The organism is Gardnerella sp. DNF01141, from assembly GCF_049244255.1.
GTDB classification, from domain to species: Bacteria; Actinomycetota; Actinomycetes; order Actinomycetales; family Bifidobacteriaceae; genus Bifidobacterium; species Bifidobacterium vaginale_E.
On the sequence record NZ_CP058391.1, the window covers coordinates 855221 to 871944 of the forward strand.

The following is a 16724-nucleotide window of genomic DNA, read 5'->3' on the forward strand; positions in this document are numbered from 1 at the left end:
ACATAATAATATCTTTAATGAAATTGGAAGGTATTTTTGGAAATAATTAAAGGGATTGCGCAACAATTTAGCAAACGATTGCGCAATCCCTTGAGGATCATAGTTTAAAACAAATTATTCAATTAAGCTAACTCTGCCCATGAGCAATCTTATATTCCTTAGCCCAGCCGTCAACAAATGCGGATTTAAGAGTATCCCACGCCTTATTAGCGCCAATAGAAGCCATACCGTCTTTTGTTGCTTGAGCGTATGTAAGCAGATCAGAGCCAACATCGTCTTTCCAACCGTTAGATGGCATAGTAACAAACACCCATTTAACAGGCACTTTGCCTTCTTTAGCAGTGTAATCAGAAGCAGCCTGAACAAGAGGATTTTCTGCTTTAGGGAAACCTTTGAAAGGAGTAGTAAAGCCCATTTTATTAGCTAAAGCATCCTTACCATAATTTGTAGTAAGTAACCAACTAAGGAAGGCATTAGTTGCCTGCTGATTCTTTTTTGAAGCCTTGCTATTAATGCACCAATAGTTTTCAGAACCGGTTGCCATGCCTTGTTTCTCTTCACCAGGAGCACCAATGTAAATTGGTAGCATGCCAACATCGTCAGGCTTTATGCCAGCTTTTGAAAGATCACCCCAAGCCCAAGTACCATTCTGGTAGAACACAGCTTTACCAAGAGCAAACTCATAAACAGCATCCTCACCAGTTTTAGTGCTTAACTGACTTACAGGAGTTGTTGAATCAGAAATATAAAGATCAAAAATCTTCCTGTAATTATCAACATAGTCGCCATTTATCGACTGCGGCTGGCCATTAATATTACGTTTAGTGAACTCATAATACAAAGGCATATTTGAAAGATGCGTCTTAAAACGCCAGTCTGAGCTTAAATCAAATCCTGCAGACGCAAAAGCACCATCAATACCAAGCTCATCCTTGTGTTTTTGCAAATCGTCTGCAACGTCCTTCAACTTACCAAAATTAGTTATTTGATCTTCAAAAGATTTGCCGTCTTCTTCCGGCTTCAACTTTGCGTCTTTAAGATCCGCATACCTAGCAAGTAAAGCTTTGTTGTAAATCAAACCGTAATTTTCAGTAACGTATGGAACACCAACAACCTTATTGCCATCCTTAAGAGCAAGATTTGAATTAGTAAGCTGCGTATAAAGAGGAGAATTAGTTAAATCTGCAGTGTAATCCTTCCAGTTAGCGTAGCCCACAGGACCGTTAATCTGGAATAACGTAGGCATTTCACCTGGACTGTTTTTATATTTATCGACTGCGGTTTTAAGTCCCTTTTCGTACTGACCACCAGTTGGTGTAACTATGCTTACTTCAACACCAGTTTCACCCGTGTACTTTTTAGCAACTTCTTGCCATATAGGAGTAGCTTCAGGCTTAAAGTTGAAGAAAATAACCTTCCCATTAGCAGACCTATCGGTATTTGCTCCAAAAGACTTAGAAAAACCTAAAGCAGTAAACGCGCAAGCCGCCAAAACAGCGCAAACCACTAGCGCAATAATCGACTTAACTGAACGACTCATCATCGAACCTTTCCACATACTGCTAATCTCTTCCAAACTAACTAATTACTGCTATTGAATACTGAATAAATCACAGTAGTGGATTAATATTACAGCAAACGCAAGACTCAAATATATAAATATCTTTGCAATAAAAACTGTGCAAATCGCAATAAAATATATGAAAATATCTGAAATTCCAAACCGTATTTCAGCAATTCCAATGCACAATCACATTGTCGCCTTTGTACTCGCCAAGCACAGAATAATGCGCTGTATCCATACGAAGAAGTCGCGCAAAATCTGGGTTTACTCCAAGCCAGCGCGAAGTAAGAATACGCAACACATGAGCATGCGCAACAACAAGCACATCCTTACCTAATTTCAATTTAGGCATTGCCATATCAATAATCTTTTGAGTACGATCCGAAACCTCTTGCAAGCTTTCTCCAGAAGTTCTGTGCACATCCACTGCTTCTCCACTAGGAAGCACTTCTTTAGCATCACTAACCATGTGGGAAGGAAGAACTTTAGGACCATGCTTCCACACATCCCAAGCCTCAACTCCACTTAGTTCAGCAATATCGCTGCGCGTGCGCCCTTCAGCCGCACCATAATCCCACTCCAACGCGCTATCGCAAATAGTATACGAATCAAAACCAGCAAACTGAGCTGTTTGCTGCGCGCGACGAAGCGGACTTACAAGCACACAATCCTTATCAAAACCTTTTGCGAACGCACACTGCAATCTAGCGCCAGCCTCTTTTGCCTGCTCAACACCAACTTCAGTAAGCGGCAAATCCGTGCGACCAGTATGCTGTCCAGACACACTCCAAGCTGTTTGGCCGTGGCGAAGCAACACCAAGCAACCCTGATTCAAGCACTTTTTTTCAGATAATTCTTGAGTAGTGTTATTTTGCATAGCTTCACATTCCTTTAGCGCGCCAAGTACCCTTCTATCGCGCCGGACGCCAAGCGGCACGAGTTTGTTCACGTATATTTCTCAAAATGCATCCACACTGCTACAAATCGAGATTACTGTTCTATGTTACCGCCAAAATTGGTATTTCGTTACCACTAACATAGAAAATATGACGCAATTATCATCGGCAAATAATAAATCCGCTCGCAATCATCACGCGGCTCAGGCTACTGTACAGCGACTTAATGCAGCCAATCATAAGATTGATGCGCTTCGCGAGCGCCGATTAAAAAATCCAAATACTTTAGGAGATTCGTTGCTTAAAGCCGCACTTCCGTCTTTTGCAACGTTTATAGCTGGGCAAATTGCGCATGTTGTATGGAAAAAACATGTTGATACTAGAAAAATCAATTTAAACTCTAATAATCGTCCTAACAATCTTTCTAAAGAAAAAATCGCGCAAAATCAACGTGTTACGCAAGAAGAGCCGTTGCTAATGTCTATCGGTTTTGCAGTATTTTCTGCGATTCTTACTACGATTGTTGGCCGCTTGGTAAGTCACGGAACCTTGTCTTATGTTGCGCGAAGGCAAAGAAAGCGTCAATTTAGAAAAAATAAATTCTAATTTTGAACAAATGAACTGAGAATGCAAAAAATAAGCGAAATTAAAAAAGATAAAAATAATAAGTAGATATAAATAATAAGAAATAATAAGGGATAATAATAACGTGCAAAACTTACGTCATAACGAAACTATAGATACTTTACTAAACCGCCGCTCTATTCGCGCTTTTCGCAACGAAGCAATTGACGAAGATACAGTTACAACTCTTGAAACCGTAGCTCAGCGAGCCGCTTGCAGCCAGTTTTTAAACGACTGGTCAGCGATTAAAATTACGGATAGCTCAATTAAGCAGAAGCTTTCCAAAATCGGCAACCAAACCTATATTGCCACTGCTCCGCTACTGTACGTTTTTATTATTGACCAACACAGAAACGCTGCAATTGCGCGAAAAAATGGCGTAGATACCAGTAGCGACGAGTTTATGCTTAAAACGCGCTACCGTTTTACTCAAGCTCAAAACGACGTTATTTTGGCGCTTCATGCCATGGAAACTGCTGCGGAATCTTTGGGGCTTGGTTGCGTAATTCTCGGTTCAATTTTGAACAGTAGAACTCAGCTTATTGATATTTTGAATTTGCCTGAATACACGTACCCTGTGCTCGGCTTGGCAATTGGTAAGCCTGCGCAAAATCCGGAATTAAATCCGCGAATGAACGCCAGCATGCAGATTTTTGAAAACACTTACCCTGCTGACGACGCTGAATTATTAGAAAATCTTGCTGATTTTGACGCTCGCGTGCACCAGTATTACGATTTGCGAAATGCTAGCCGACCAGTTGACGCTTTTAGCGCGCAAATTGTTGCGCTGGCAGCGGATAGTAGCGCTAAAAAGCATGAGGCAGAGGATGTTGAGCAGGCTGCAAGGCAAGGTTTTAACGTTGAGTAAAAAATGAACGTTACACAAGATTGCGTTGAGCAAATTAACGACGTCTTGGCTTTAGCACCGCATTAGTTTAACGCCGTCTTGGCTTGTATCCGCGTTTTCTAGATTTCGGCTTCACGCTCGCAGACGGCGAGCGCATATCGGAATACATGCGATCCACCGGATTTTTATGCGTCAAATGCCAGCAACCACAATATTCACAAGCATAAACCCATAACTGTGTTCCACGCTCTCGCAAACTTTGCTCCGCCGCCATAAGAGCCTGCCCTTTATTCTTATACATGATCTTTTGGGTAGATTCACAGCGCTTTGGAGTAAAGAAATACATAGCTTTATGGTAGCAAACCGCTTAACAGAGATTATACAAGCTACGCACAATGGCGTAAATCATGCAATATTCCTAAACTTAAGCCACAAAACACATTCACAAAAGTTCAATATAAATTCAATTTCTTATACTTTAGTTCAATTTTTTCTACTATTTCCTATTATTTTTCGTCATTTTTTAAAAAAATACTATACAAAAATAATTTTAGCGACTACCATTGGGCAAACAATTCAATTTAATACTTATATTTTGAACTTTATTGTGAACTTTGCTATCAGTTTGTTCAATTTATAAATGCTGGTTTTATGAGAAAGACGGATTATGGCACAAAATTTTGCCGATGAGCTTAAGAAAGCTATGAAACGCAATGGGTACAAGCAGATTGATGTAATCGAGCTTGCAGCAAAAAGCGGCCATAAGCTTGGCAAAAGCCAGTTAAGCCAGTATTTAAGCGGTAAAACTGAACCTCGCAAAGACGTGCAAAATATGCTTGAAAAAATTCTTGAAATTAGCGGCAGCGGAATCAAAAGTGGGCATTCTTGCGCAAAAAGCGCGCAAAAGTCGCAAGAAGATTGCAGCGAGCAGCACGAGGAAAATCGCCCATTAACAGAAGATGAGCTTTCCCAAACACTCAAACATAGAACATTCAACAAATCCACAAAACTTGAACACGTGCTTTACGACGTTCGCGGCCCTGTTGTAGAAGAAGCAAACCGCATGGAAGCAAACGGAACGCATATTCTAAAGCTCAACATTGGAAATCCTGCACCTTTTGGATTCCGCGCTCCAGACGAAGTGATTTACGACATGCAGCAACAGCTTATTGACTGCGAAGGCTACTCGGATAGTCGCGGACTTTTCTCTGCGCGCAAGGCGATTATGCAATACGATCAGCTTAAGGGCATTCCAGGCGTGCAAATGGAAGATATTTACACCGGAAACGGCGTTTCCGAGCTGATTAACCTTTCTATGCAAGCGCTGCTTGATTGCGGCGACGAGATTCTTATACCAAGCCCAGACTATCCTCTGTGGACCGCGTGCGCGAGCCTGGCAGGCGGCACTCCTGTGCACTACATGTGTGACGAAAAATCGCATTGGTACCCAGATATTGCCGACATTCGCTCTAAAATCACGCCGCGCACTAAAGCAATCGTGATTATTAACCCAAATAATCCCACGGGCGTGCTGTATAGCCGCGAAGTTTTGGAAGAGATTGTTAAGATTGCGCGCGAGTTTAATCTGATTATTTTCGCGGACGAGATCTACGACCGTCTTGTTATGGACGGCAAGAAGCATATTTCGATTGCTTCTCTTGCTCCAGACGTGTTCTGCGTAACTTTCAGCGGACTTTCTAAATCGCATATGATTGCCGGCTTCCGCATTGGTTGGATGAGCCTTTCGGGAGATAAATCCAAAGCTCGCGACTACATTATGGGACTTAACATGCTGTCTAATATGCGATTGTGCTCGAACGTTCCTGCGCAATCGATTATTCAGACTGCTTTGGGCGGATACCAAAGCGTTGAAAAGTACTTGGAGCCAGGCGGACGCGTGTACGAGCAGCGCGAATACTGCTATAACGCGCTTCAAGAGATGGATGGCGTAAGCGTCGAGCGACCAGACGCTGCTTTCTACATGTTTGTAAAGCTTGATCCTGCTCGCTACAACATTCACGATGACGAACAGTTTGCGTTAGATTTGCTTCGCGATCAGAAGTTGCTGATTGTGCACGGAAAAGGCTTTAATTGGCAGACTCCAGGCTACTTCCGCGTAGTCTACTTGCCGCGCTTGCAAACGCTTCGCGACGCAATGGGCAAACTCTCTAACTTCCTCTCCTACTATCGCCAGTAGCCGCAACCCCCACCTATAAACTGCGACAAAACACTCATTTCGCTCGCAGTCCAGAAAAAGGTGTATATCAAGAGGCATATATCATTCAGAATATGAAAGACATTCATAACATGAAGAAAGAAAAAAGAGAAGGAAATGAACGCTGCGGCACGAATTCGCACAACTCTTATTATTGCCGTTTTATCTCTTAATGCTTTTCTTTTAACAAGCTGTAGATTTGGCGTAAGTCTATATCTTTTAATACATGTCGACTTATCTCACGCAGCGCTTAACGCGGTTTCCGTAGCACTTATGACCTGCGTAGCAGCACCGCTTGGCGGAATTATTGCAGATAAATATCCACCAACTAGATTGTTTATAGCGCTAACGTTTTGTTTTGCCTTGTTGTGTACTGGATACGGTTTCGCTTTAGTAGCACAGCATAATCTTATTGCTATTACGGTTACACTACTCGGCATAATATTCGGGTTCTTTACCGCATTTTCTTCGCCTAATCAAAAAGTATTAATGGCATATAGCGCGCCAGCTGGCGAAAAAACCAAGTTTTTGGCAAGCATGCGTATGTGGATTAATCTCAGCAGGCTTGCTGCACCAGCGATTACTGGCATATTTGTTGATATATGCAATCCGCTCATTTTCTTTACTAGCATTGCTATTGTGATGATACTAGCGGCGCTACCTCTACTGTTAGTTAATCTAAACCAGCAAGCACAAAATAGCGCAAACAATACGAAGACAGGAAGCAATAAAACTGCTGGTTTTGCAGCTTCTCTACACTATATGAAATCTACACCATGGTTAATAGTCTTAGGAGTAGTATCAGCATTACAATCAGGCTCATGGCTTGCTGCATTCAGACTAATGGGAGCACACCATTGTCTTACACTTTTTCATTCGGCATCCACGTGGGGTTCAATAGTCAGCATATTTAACATTGGCATGATTGTAGGTTCAGTATTATGCAAATATATTGTGCTTCATTATGAGATTTTATACTCTATTTTATTACCTGGATTCCTTTCTATTCCTTTACTTATTTTCGCACTTAATAATTGGATTGCTCTTTTTCTTTGCTCTGCTTTCATTGCAGGTATTATTTTTGACGCAACTATTGTCTATGGGCAAACAGCTCTTCTCGACGGCATACCAACACACATTCTCGGCGCAACTACTACTTTTACTTCTATTATGGAGCAATGCGGCATTATCGTAGGGTATGCAAGCGTACTAGCATGGGGAAATCTAAATTCATCATTATTCATAATGATTGCTTCTGGCGTAATACTTGTTTCAACAGGTATGGCCTTATGGATTATTCAAGCTCGTAAACAAACATACCCATCAATGCTTACCAAAGATTATTGGACACCATCAACATGGGTAAAAAGAAGCATATAACAAGCTATTTAGTGCGAAAGCACAATAAAGCTATGCAAATGCAATTACATCACAGGACAATTAGTTTGCACATCCTGTTGGAATCCTGACGGATCTCCTAGTTTTGCTTTACGCATATGCTCTTTGAAAAAGTTTCGCGTTGCATCATCACAACGGTCTGGACCCATAAACGGCATGCTAAGCACTTTTTCGAGCTCATGCAAAGCTTTACTTGCCGCTTGCTCATCACTAGCATACGTGTCTAACCATTGCCGTTCCCAAGCACACTGATAATAATTAGATGCTTGCGTATCACCATATCCACTCTGGAACTGGCTGTCTTTTTCTTCTCCAACCAAGTTTGCAGGAGCTTTATATTTTTCAGGCCAACTAAGCTTTGCCACAGATTCCTGATACTCCTTCTCTATATGAGCAAAATCAACAGTCTCTCTAGACGAACTATTTTGCGATCGCGCACCATCCACACCACTCGCATTATTGTTGCCTATTCCTCCACACGCATTAAGCATAAGAAGCGCACTAAGCACACCAACAATAAGAGTTGCTTTACCAATAGTATGATTATTCATTATTCCTTCTTTCTTATTTTTTGAAAATTAACGCAATGCTAATGCTGGCTGTAAACGCGATGCTTTTATTGCCGGCACCACACTTCCAGCAAGCGCTGTAATAAAAGCCGCAATAACAGCTCCAATAGCAGCTTCATATGGGTAAACTGGCGGACTAACTGGGCTTGCTGCATCCCAAAAACTTGATGCTATAGACACAAAACCAAAAGAAACAGCAACAGCAGCAATCGAAACTATTAGTGCTAAAATAATCGCACTGCCTAACACGAGTGAAGCAATCGACCATTTAGTAGCACCCAAAGCTCTGCGTATAAGCAGTTCATGCGTGCGCTGCTCCAACGATGCTAAACCAATATTGATTAAACCTAGCGCGGAAACAAAAAGCAATAATGCTGCTACGATAGCAAAACTTAATTGCAATACTATTATCACATTCTCGTAATCATCACTATTATCATGTCTTCTAATTTCGTTTACTTGTCCACCACAACAGTCGTAAAGAGCATCTGAAACATAAGATTTAATTGATTTTTGAGGACGATTTTCTTTATTCAACCAGTAGATTGAGCCTTGAACTTCTTTTCCAGAATATTCCCAAAGAGTTGGAGCGTAACGTAATAATCCTAGAATATTCACGTATACTTTTGCTGAGTCTACGCCATCGCTCACAACTCCAACAATCCTTATAGGACTCATTTGTGTTGTTTTGCGAGAAGTAATAAACGCTACTTCACCAATCTTGTATCTTTTGCTAGCAGATTGGTTTACTACCATTTCTAATGCGTTGCTTTTATTGCTATTACTAAACCATCTTCCACTTACAATAGGTAAGTTATAAACTCTGTTGTATCCTGCCGTAGTGTAAACAGCGTCAACATATTGAAGATTGCCAGTCTTATATTCTTTGCTTATTTTTACACTCTTCGAGGCTGTCATAGAAGTGCTAAACAGTAGTCCAGTGTTTGGTTGTAGCATAACGTTAGCATTACGGTTTGCGGATTCAATGCGATTTAAGAATTTGTCAAATACTGAATATTCGTCAAAATTTTGTGCTGAAAAAGTAATCTCGTATGTTGGTCTACGACCGTTTAGCTGTTCGTTAGTTGCAATAAGATAGCCCTTACCAACCGTGCCAATAAGCACTGACGCAATAACGGCAATGATGCCTATAAACATTGAAAAACCTGTAAGGAAGGATCTCATAGGAGACAGGCGCAAATCTTTAAGCAGCATGATCATAAAGAACACCGCCTTCCATAGTAAAAATGTGAGAGCAAGAACGAGCTACTTTCATATCATGAGTGACTAATAGTAATGTTGTTCCAGATTCTTGAACACGATCATGCAACACTTGAAGCACTTTTTCTCCCGTACTACTATCGAGCGCACCAGTTGGCTCATCGCAAATAAGTAATTCGGGATTAGTAACGAGAGCACGCGCAATCGCGACTCTCTGCTGTTCACCGCCTGATAGACTTCCAGGGTATTCGTTTAGTTTATCTTGCAATCCAACAGCACATAATGCTTCTTCTATCGTTTTTCTTCTTGTCTGCTTGCTTTGTTGTAGTCCTGCGTATAAAAGCGGCAACTCAACATTTTCTCTAATACTTAAATGCTTAATGAGAGAATAGTTTTGAAAAACAAAACCAATATTTCGAGCGCGCATATGCGATACTGTATTATCACTACACTTTTGGATTGACTTGCCAGAATAATAGTATTTTCCAGTAAAATTTTTATTCAAAAATCCAATAATAGAAATAAGACTCGTTTTGCCGGAACCAGACCTGCCAACTACCGCGTATGTTTCACCTTGATTAAGTAACATAGAGGCAGAGTTAACAGTGGTAAGCCATTCGCCATTGCCTAGTTTTACACGCGCTGACACGTCTTGTAGTTCAACTAGTGGAACAGGATTGTTCTCCATAATCATTGCACTCCTGGAATGAGATCAGGAGAAACACCTGCTACGACATCACCCTCATGCAAGCCAGACGTAATTTCAATATTAGCGCCGTCACTGATTCCAAGACCAACTTCTTTACTCTCCCAATTATCACCTTTTTTGTATGAGACTAAGCCTTTTTGAACTCTTCCAGCAACCGCACTAACGGGCAGTGTTAGAACCGATCGTTTATGCTTGCCATTAAAAACAAGCGTCGCATTTTGACCTGATTCTACTTCTGCGCTTTTATCTATTAAACACGTTAAAACTTTTGACGATACACTAGGTGCACTTTGCGCGCTCGACTCATCTGTTTGAGTCGAATCAGCATTATCATTCTTGCTACTATCCGAAGCTGCAACATCGGTAGAAGTTCCACCGCTTTGTACTATTTGCAAACAATTGGTTGGTCCAACACCGTCTTCAACTTGGAAGCGACCTTTAACATCTGTAATATCCGCAGAACGAAGTAAAGCTTTTGCGTTAAGGCTTATTGAAAAACCTTCATATTTAAGAGTGAATAGCGGGAAAGATTTAGGCACGTCCGCAGATGATTCAGCTACTGACACAACTTTAGCGTCTACGGGAGCAATAATTTTGTTACCAGCATTGTAGCCTAGAACACTTCCAGCTTTTACAACACTTCCTGCTTTTACCGATGGAGAAAAATTCCCTCTACTTACAGCAGTGATAACAAAGGTAGACGATTGTTCTATTGTTGCTTTACCCGACACAACTTGTGTTAAAGGCTGTTTTTTGACTGAAACAAGTGGAACTGAATCATGTGATGCCTGCTGCTGACTATTATCAACTGCTCTACCAGAGCACGCAGTAAGCAAACACACTGGCAGAGCAGCGAACAAGAATACTTTCGTAAACTTACGCATAACACAAAGCTCCTTACTCTCCAAACTCGTAAACTCATAGGATGCGTCGAAACAAGCCTCTCAAACTGATCCAAAATAAATAAAGGGCTCGGTAATGCTGCAATTAACGCTTTTATGATTACCACTTTATTTAGAATTTCAGCTTTTGGCTAATAGCTTATAATCGCCGTAAAGAGTTTGCATCACACTAAATGATGATTTTATTTATGATTTTTGGAGCTTGCATAATACCAGAGAATGATTTATTTTGCATAGAGTTTATACACTACCGAGCGACTTACTTGCGCATAGCCTCAACCATATTGCATTAAGTTACTAAGCTTTAAGCGAACTTATTCGCTGCGGAGTAACCCCCGTAAGCTCCAATCAACTACCTTTATACAATCTGCTTTGTAAAGGTTTTCCTAGACAAGATATTCATCATACAAATTCAAGTATTATTATTACTTAAATAATGCTTTTCTAAAGGAGCAGTATGATAGCAAAGCGTATTACTGTTGGCATTGTTGATGATGATTGTTTTTGTCTACACGGCCTAAAAACATATATTGAACAGGTTGTTCCGTCCTGCAATATTTGCTGGTTATCCGCGCACGCCGATCAAGCAATTCAATTTTGTCAAAATCAATGCCCAGACGTGCTGCTAATTGACATGTATATGTCTGGGGTTTCGGGAATTAAAATATTATACGAATTGCGAAGAAGATACTCACTCCCAATAATAATTGCTATAACTTCATTCCCTATCAACGATTATGCTTTAAAAGCATCAACAGCAGGCGCGCAAGGCATTGTTGGAAAGAACCACCCAGAAACTATTTGCGCCATGCTTAGCAGTATTGCCCATGGCACGTTCAAGCCACAAATAATAGGCGATTTTCATTTTGACGACACGACGACAGCATTTCAACGTTTGCAAAATAAGCCAAAAAATGGACGCCTTGCTTTAACGGATCATGAGACTGAAATTGTAAAGTTGTGCAGTAAAGGAATGACTAATGCGCAAATCGCTAAACGTTTATTTGTTGAAACTTGTACTGTGGAAACTATCCTTCGTCGCGTGTTCAAAAAATTGAATGTGACAAATCGTTCACAACTTATTACCACATGGCTGCATGATGAATATTTAGGAAATGATACACAATGATTATTTTCTTAATGCGTCGTTTGCGAGAAAAGATTATTGACAATAAAATATTTTTACTATTGGGATGTTTGTCGAGCGCAATGGATGCATATATTTACTCAAATAGCGACAATAGCACAATACAACTTGTCATAGTTTACATGATTCTTGCTGCTATAAATTTGTTTCTTTGCTTGCTCCCGCATTTTATGAGCATGTGCTATATTTTTGTACACCTCAGCATTCTTGTTATTCCTAGTCTGAATCTTCCACCAGTAACTTTCGGGCTCATCATATCATTTGTTTTTATTTCGTATTTATATCCGATTCAATTTACACTACCTTTATTCTTAGTAATAGATGCATTACACTACGTTGCATACCGATACTTATCAACTTTGTCTTTCAAGTATCTTATTGCTTACCTTTTAATAAATATATTTTGCGTTTGCACTGGTATTATTTTGCGCATTTCTCACCAAAAAATGGTTCTTTATGAAAAAGATAAGCAAACAATTAATAATCTTCATCTGGCTGTGCGAATGCACGATAGATTAACTAATAAGATTGCAGATATTGCACTACAAAGTAAAATAGCATTACTTGACAAGTCTATTTCTAAAAAACAGCGAAGTGCTATTGAGGCAATAAATGATTTGGCAGATCAGGCTTTTGAAGAAGGTCATAATATTATCGACATTCTACGTGGAAATACTGCTAAGCAAGATGCTCGAAGCGAGTTTATTCAGCACATTGAAGATACACTACAAATGAACGACTCAATCAATACATCTTGTGGATTAAAAGGAAGATCCATATGCAATATATCTAGTAACGATATTCCTGAAAATATTAACGATGAAATCATCTGTGAAGTTATTGAATTAATCGAAGAACTATATTTGAACATGCGAAAATATGCTTCTTTAGTTTATTACATCAGAATTTCGATACGTAAAAAACAAATTGTTATAAAACAGTTCAATGTTCGATTTTTGGACAGGAAAAGTAAAGATGCAATTCGTTCAGTATCTCAAAAAGGACTTCTGCTTCATCGCGATACCATAAAGCATTTAGGCGGTTCACTCTATTTTCGAGCCTTTGGTAAGTATTGGGAATGTAATGCAGTTATACCTTTAAAAAATAAACATAACTATATAGATAGTATGCCTTACTGATTAAGTTTAAAAGATTAATGAATCTTAAGCAGTTTTAGATAGTAATTATTTGTAAAGGTTTTCATATACAAGATATTGTTTACCTTTTAGCACGCCATTAATTTATAAATTGTCAAGGTTTGATATACGCAATTATTTTCTTGTATTAGAAGGAGAAGAATATGAGTAATTTAGAAGATACAAAAGCACAAATTCCGTCCGTATTTTGGACAATAGCCAATGGCGTATTTCTTGCTAGCGGAATTGCGCTGATTGTAATGCGTAATGATTATCTATGGGGAGTGCCTCAAATTATCGCTGGATTATTTGGACTTGCAACCATGTTTCTCATTAAAAAACCGTGGTGCGCGCAGCTATATTTTATCGTATCTTCACTAGCTGTAATAGCAAATGGGCTTATGGAAATATTCGGCATAATCCACGGATCTGGATACGGTTATGTTCCGCTGATTATTGGCATAATTGTGCTTCTATTTATAGGCCTTGACAAGGATGAAAGTTCAAAAGCTCTTGGCATAGCCAAAAATAAGTAAAAGCATTAGACTGCGAATTTTAATATAAAAACATATCACAGTTTTCAAAGGCCAAGCTGTAGCCATGCATCCTACGACTTGGCCTTTGATTATTTATCTGTTAATGGTTTATTTTACATAGAGTTTATACGTTACTGAACAATTTATTTGCTTATAGCCTCAACCACATTGCGATTAAATCACTAAGCTTTAAGCGAACTTATTCGCTGCGGAGTAACCCCCGTAAGCTCTGCAACATCACGAACCGTCAAGCCCTGATTCCTTAGTATGCGAACCGTTTCCCGCATAAGCATAGATGCCTTTTGCTGAGTTTTTATAGCTGCAGATTTTGCATCTAACATACGTTGAAGCATAAGCTCATCTTGCTCACTAAGTTTCGGAGTTACTTTCACGCCATTGACTTTAACATTTAAAGTTGCAGCAGCATCTTTTACCATTGCTGCAACCTGATCAAGCCTACGTACTTGAGTAAATAATCCTGGTATTTCCGGCACTTCTATAGCCCACCAGTCATCACATCTGCGAGCTATAGCGGTCACCATTTGCAAACAATTTGTTGCATTATCATGCTCAGTAACACTCATTGGTTAAGTTTTTTCTCCAACTCTTTTCGCTTCACGCATATAAGTATGTGCCTATTTAACAATTAAGTAAATAGGCATTGCATAAAAAATCATCTCAGTGAGGTTATAAAGCGCACATGGCACTTCTTAACTCAATCATCTCCAAACCTCGATCAAATTGCATTAAATCACCGCTTAAGGCTATCCTCATTAAGCAAAAAATCAAATAGGTCCATGGTGACTACCCCACGATTATCTCTTGTAGCATGCAATCCATTTTTCGTAACTACTATCTTTTTGAAAGAATTATCAATATAGTAAAGCGAGCGCTTTTCTTGCAATGATTTTTCTTCTGTTGGCATAGCGAGCGCAGATTGTATATAATATTTTTCGCTTCCCAAAGTAGCAATAAAATCTATTTCCAAAGATTTTTGCGCATAAATATCATGGTTATTTTTATCTTTTCGACCAGTATTTTCAGCAATATTCATTTCGCCAATATCCACGTTATAACCGCGATATCTTAACTCGTTGTATATAGCATTTTCCATAATATGCGACTCTTCGATTTGCCTAAAATTAAGCAAAGCGTTGCGCACCCCAATGTCTTCAAAGTAAATCTTAAACAAGGAATCAATGTATTTTTTGCCCCTAATATTATACTTTTGAGCTTTACTTACAAGAAAAGCATCACTGTAGTAGTCTATGAAACGACTAACAGTTGCTGAAGTAATTTCCCCATATCCGTGGCTAATAAACGTGTTAGAAAGTTTCCTTGGATTAACAGGAGCGCCTATTGATGAAGCTATTACTTGCAACGTTTCAAAAAGAGCCTGCTCTTTTCGCACACTGTTCCTCTGAATCACATCTTTCAAATAAGTTTCTTTAATAAGATTTTCAAGGTAGTTTATTTGTTCCTCAACATTTTGCATTCTAGCTACAAGCGGTATTCCACCAGTAACAATGTAATCTGCCCAAGATTCTGAAACCGTTTTGCTAGAACTTTCCACGTATTCGGCAAAAGTAAGAGGTTGAACGTGGACTTCTGTGCTCCTCCCCTTAAATTCAGTAACAATGTCTGATGAAAGAAAACGGGAGTTAGATCCAGTAACATATATGTCTAAATTTGCATGCCTTAAGTAACTGTTAAGTGTGCCAACAAAATTATCAAGCAATTGCACTTCGTCGAGGAAAATGTAAAACTTGTCGCTATCATTTATCTGCGATGCAATATAGCGACGAAACACTTTAGCGTTGATAATAATCCCAAGTTTTTTATCTGCGATTTTTACTGGCTCACCATTTGCAAATGGCTCAAGACGATCAATATCTTCGTCTGAATCAAAAGCAAACCGAATGATATTATTCTGCAAAACACCTTGAGAAATAAGAGAATTATAAAGCAGCTCGTTAAGAATGAACGATTTCCCCGCGCGGCGCACACCAGTAATAATTTTAACCAAACCATTCCAACTAAGTTTGTTAAGTTTCTTTATATACCTTTGACGATTGAAAATCATTCGCATTCCTTTTCTTTACGCTTCTATCTTCAATTTAGCAAAGTACTTTGGGCTTTGCAAGATAGAATCAGTAAAAATAGCGCATATTTGGCATTTCTATCTGTTATTTAGCAAAGTACTTTGTGTTTTGCAAGATAGGTTGGTTTATGCGAAGTTACTTTTCCTGCGCAAGTTCGATTGGCGGATGCTCTGCGCGAAAAGCATTTACGTGCGCCTCAGACGCATACCCTAGCGCAAAACCAGTAATAAGCGCATACTCCGGCGGAATATCAAACACTTCGTCAAGCGGTGAACGCCACGTGGCAAGAACGCCAAGCGGGCATGAGTCTACGCCTTGATCTTTAGCTGCCAACAGTAACGTTTGCAGCATAATTCCAGCATCCATCGCAGCAAACGGCAGAAAATCACGGCGCACAAGCACAAATCCCATAACTGGCGCACCGAACGCCTGGAAGTTGCGCAAAGTGTGAGCATTTCGAGCAGGAAAATCTTTGCGATCAATATTTAACTGTTTATACAACGCCAATCCTAAACGAGCGCTACGCTCTTTAAGTGATTGTGGATACGGAGCCATTACAGGAAAATCTCCATCCGGCTGGCTCATTTTCTGGGCTATAAGGCGCTCTTCTTCGCTAAGATTTGCGTCTTTAGTTTGAAACATTGCTTTGCATTTTTGCGTATATGCGTCAATCAGCTGCTGTTTTAGTTCCCCTTGAGCAATAGCGAGCATGTAGCCACGAGTGTTGGACCAGCTCGGCGATTGTGCAGCTGTTTGCAAAATAGTTTCAAGTATTTTAGAATCGACTGGTTTGTTTAGAAAATCACGTGCAGAAAATCGCGACTTTGCGAGTACTTCAAAAGTTTGTGTAGTCATGCT

17 protein-coding genes are annotated in these 16724 nt (G+C 39.8%); 7 read left to right on the top strand and 10 right to left on the bottom strand.

The features are described 5' to 3' along the window. Positions 1–127: 127 nt before the first annotated feature. A complete protein-coding gene (locus tag HXT35_RS03100; protein WP_032843685.1) occupies positions 128–1543 on the bottom strand; it encodes an ABC transporter substrate-binding protein in 1416 nt (471 codons plus the stop codon). Positions 1544–1730: 187 nt separating this feature from the next. After that, positions 1731–2441 carry a histidine phosphatase family protein gene (locus HXT35_RS03105; RefSeq protein WP_421787795.1) on the bottom strand — a complete coding sequence of 237 codons (711 nt, stop codon included), beginning with the start codon at positions 2439–2441 and terminating at the stop codon, positions 1731–1733. Between the two features lie 169 nt (positions 2442–2610). On the opposite strand from HXT35_RS03105, the gene HXT35_RS03110 reads away from it, so the two are divergent. Together HXT35_RS03110 and HXT35_RS03115 are read left to right on the top strand one after the other, a co-directional pair. Further along, positions 2611–3066, top strand: a complete 456-nt coding sequence (locus HXT35_RS03110; protein WP_421787797.1) for a DUF4235 domain-containing protein — start codon at positions 2611–2613, stop codon at positions 3064–3066. A gap of 103 nt (positions 3067–3169) precedes the next feature. Further along, positions 3170–3952 (top strand): nitroreductase family protein, encoded by a 783-nt coding sequence (locus HXT35_RS03115; RefSeq protein ID WP_421787799.1) that lies wholly within the window; start codon positions 3170–3172, stop codon positions 3950–3952. A gap of 67 nt (positions 3953–4019) precedes the next feature. Here HXT35_RS03115 and HXT35_RS03120 read toward each other — a convergent pair whose 3' ends face one another. After that, positions 4020–4277: a hypothetical protein gene (locus tag HXT35_RS03120; protein ID WP_421787801.1), complete on the bottom strand. Its 258-nt coding sequence runs from the start codon at positions 4275–4277 to the stop codon at positions 4020–4022. A gap of 321 nt (positions 4278–4598) precedes the next feature. On the opposite strand from HXT35_RS03120, the gene HXT35_RS03125 reads away from it, so the two are divergent. Both HXT35_RS03125 and HXT35_RS03130 read left to right on the top strand, forming a co-directional pair. Further along, on the top strand, positions 4599–6128 hold the full coding sequence (locus tag HXT35_RS03125) for an aminotransferase class I/II-fold pyridoxal phosphate-dependent enzyme (protein ID WP_421787803.1): 1530 nt from the start codon (positions 4599–4601) through the stop codon (positions 6126–6128). A gap of 135 nt (positions 6129–6263) precedes the next feature. Further along, complete coding sequence (locus HXT35_RS03130; RefSeq protein WP_421787805.1) at positions 6264–7526, top strand: MFS transporter; 1263 nt, start codon at positions 6264–6266, stop codon at positions 7524–7526. Between the two features lie 44 nt (positions 7527–7570). Here the strand turns inward: HXT35_RS03130 and HXT35_RS03135 are convergent, their stop codons facing one another. The 4 genes from HXT35_RS03135 to HXT35_RS03150 are packed head-to-tail and all read right to left on the bottom strand — an operon-like array spanning position 7571 to position 10927. Continuing rightward, on the bottom strand, positions 7571–8095 hold the full coding sequence (locus tag HXT35_RS03135) for a hypothetical protein (protein ID WP_004129367.1): 525 nt from the start codon (positions 8093–8095) through the stop codon (positions 7571–7573). 27 nt (positions 8096–8122) lie between these two features. After that, complete coding sequence (locus HXT35_RS03140; RefSeq protein WP_421787807.1) at positions 8123–9334, bottom strand: ABC transporter permease; 1212 nt, start codon at positions 9332–9334, stop codon at positions 8123–8125. After that, the gene (locus HXT35_RS03145) at positions 9318–10028 is read right to left on the bottom strand and encodes an ABC transporter ATP-binding protein (RefSeq protein ID WP_004129373.1); all 711 of its coding nucleotides are present in this window, start codon (positions 10026–10028) and stop codon (positions 9318–9320) included. Before HXT35_RS03145 ends, HXT35_RS03140 begins: the two co-directional genes overlap by 17 nt. Beyond that, positions 10025–10927 carry an efflux RND transporter periplasmic adaptor subunit gene (locus HXT35_RS03150; protein WP_004129376.1) on the bottom strand — a complete coding sequence of 301 codons (903 nt, stop codon included), beginning with the start codon at positions 10925–10927 and terminating at the stop codon, positions 10025–10027. The genes HXT35_RS03145 and HXT35_RS03150 overlap by 4 nt, the downstream gene beginning before the upstream one ends. Positions 10928–11402: 475 nt before the next feature. Here HXT35_RS03150 and HXT35_RS03155 point away from each other — a divergent pair, with 475 nt between their 5' ends. The 3 genes from HXT35_RS03155 to HXT35_RS03165 all read left to right on the top strand — a co-directional run bounded on the left by HXT35_RS03155 (position 11403) and on the right by HXT35_RS03165 (position 13764). Next, complete coding sequence (locus tag HXT35_RS03155) at positions 11403–12074, top strand: response regulator transcription factor (RefSeq protein WP_004137067.1); 672 nt, start codon at positions 11403–11405, stop codon at positions 12072–12074. Beyond that, complete coding sequence (locus tag HXT35_RS03160; RefSeq protein ID WP_004129382.1) at positions 12071–13231, top strand: hypothetical protein; 1161 nt, start codon at positions 12071–12073, stop codon at positions 13229–13231. Before HXT35_RS03155 ends, HXT35_RS03160 begins: the two co-directional genes overlap by 4 nt. 161 nt (positions 13232–13392) lie before the next feature. Further along, positions 13393–13764, top strand: a complete 372-nt coding sequence (locus tag HXT35_RS03165; RefSeq protein WP_004112863.1) for a hypothetical protein — start codon at positions 13393–13395, stop codon at positions 13762–13764. A 182-nt stretch (positions 13765–13946) separates the two neighbouring features. Here HXT35_RS03165 and HXT35_RS03170 read toward each other — a convergent pair whose 3' ends face one another. The 3 genes from HXT35_RS03170 to HXT35_RS03180 all read right to left on the bottom strand — a co-directional run bounded on the left by HXT35_RS03170 (position 13947) and on the right by HXT35_RS03180 (position 16721). After that, entirely contained in the window at positions 13947–14348 is a 402-nt protein-coding gene (locus HXT35_RS03170) for a transcriptional regulator (protein WP_004129386.1), read from the bottom strand. Positions 14349–14515: 167 nt separating this feature from the next. Then, positions 14516–15847, bottom strand: a complete 1332-nt coding sequence (locus tag HXT35_RS03175) for an ATP-binding protein (protein ID WP_004129389.1) — start codon at positions 15845–15847, stop codon at positions 14516–14518. Between the two features lie 154 nt (positions 15848–16001). Next, positions 16002–16721, bottom strand: coding sequence for a nitroreductase family protein (locus tag HXT35_RS03180; protein WP_004129391.1), 720 nt, complete (start codon positions 16719–16721; stop codon positions 16002–16004). Between the last annotated feature and the right edge of the window lie 3 nt (positions 16722–16724).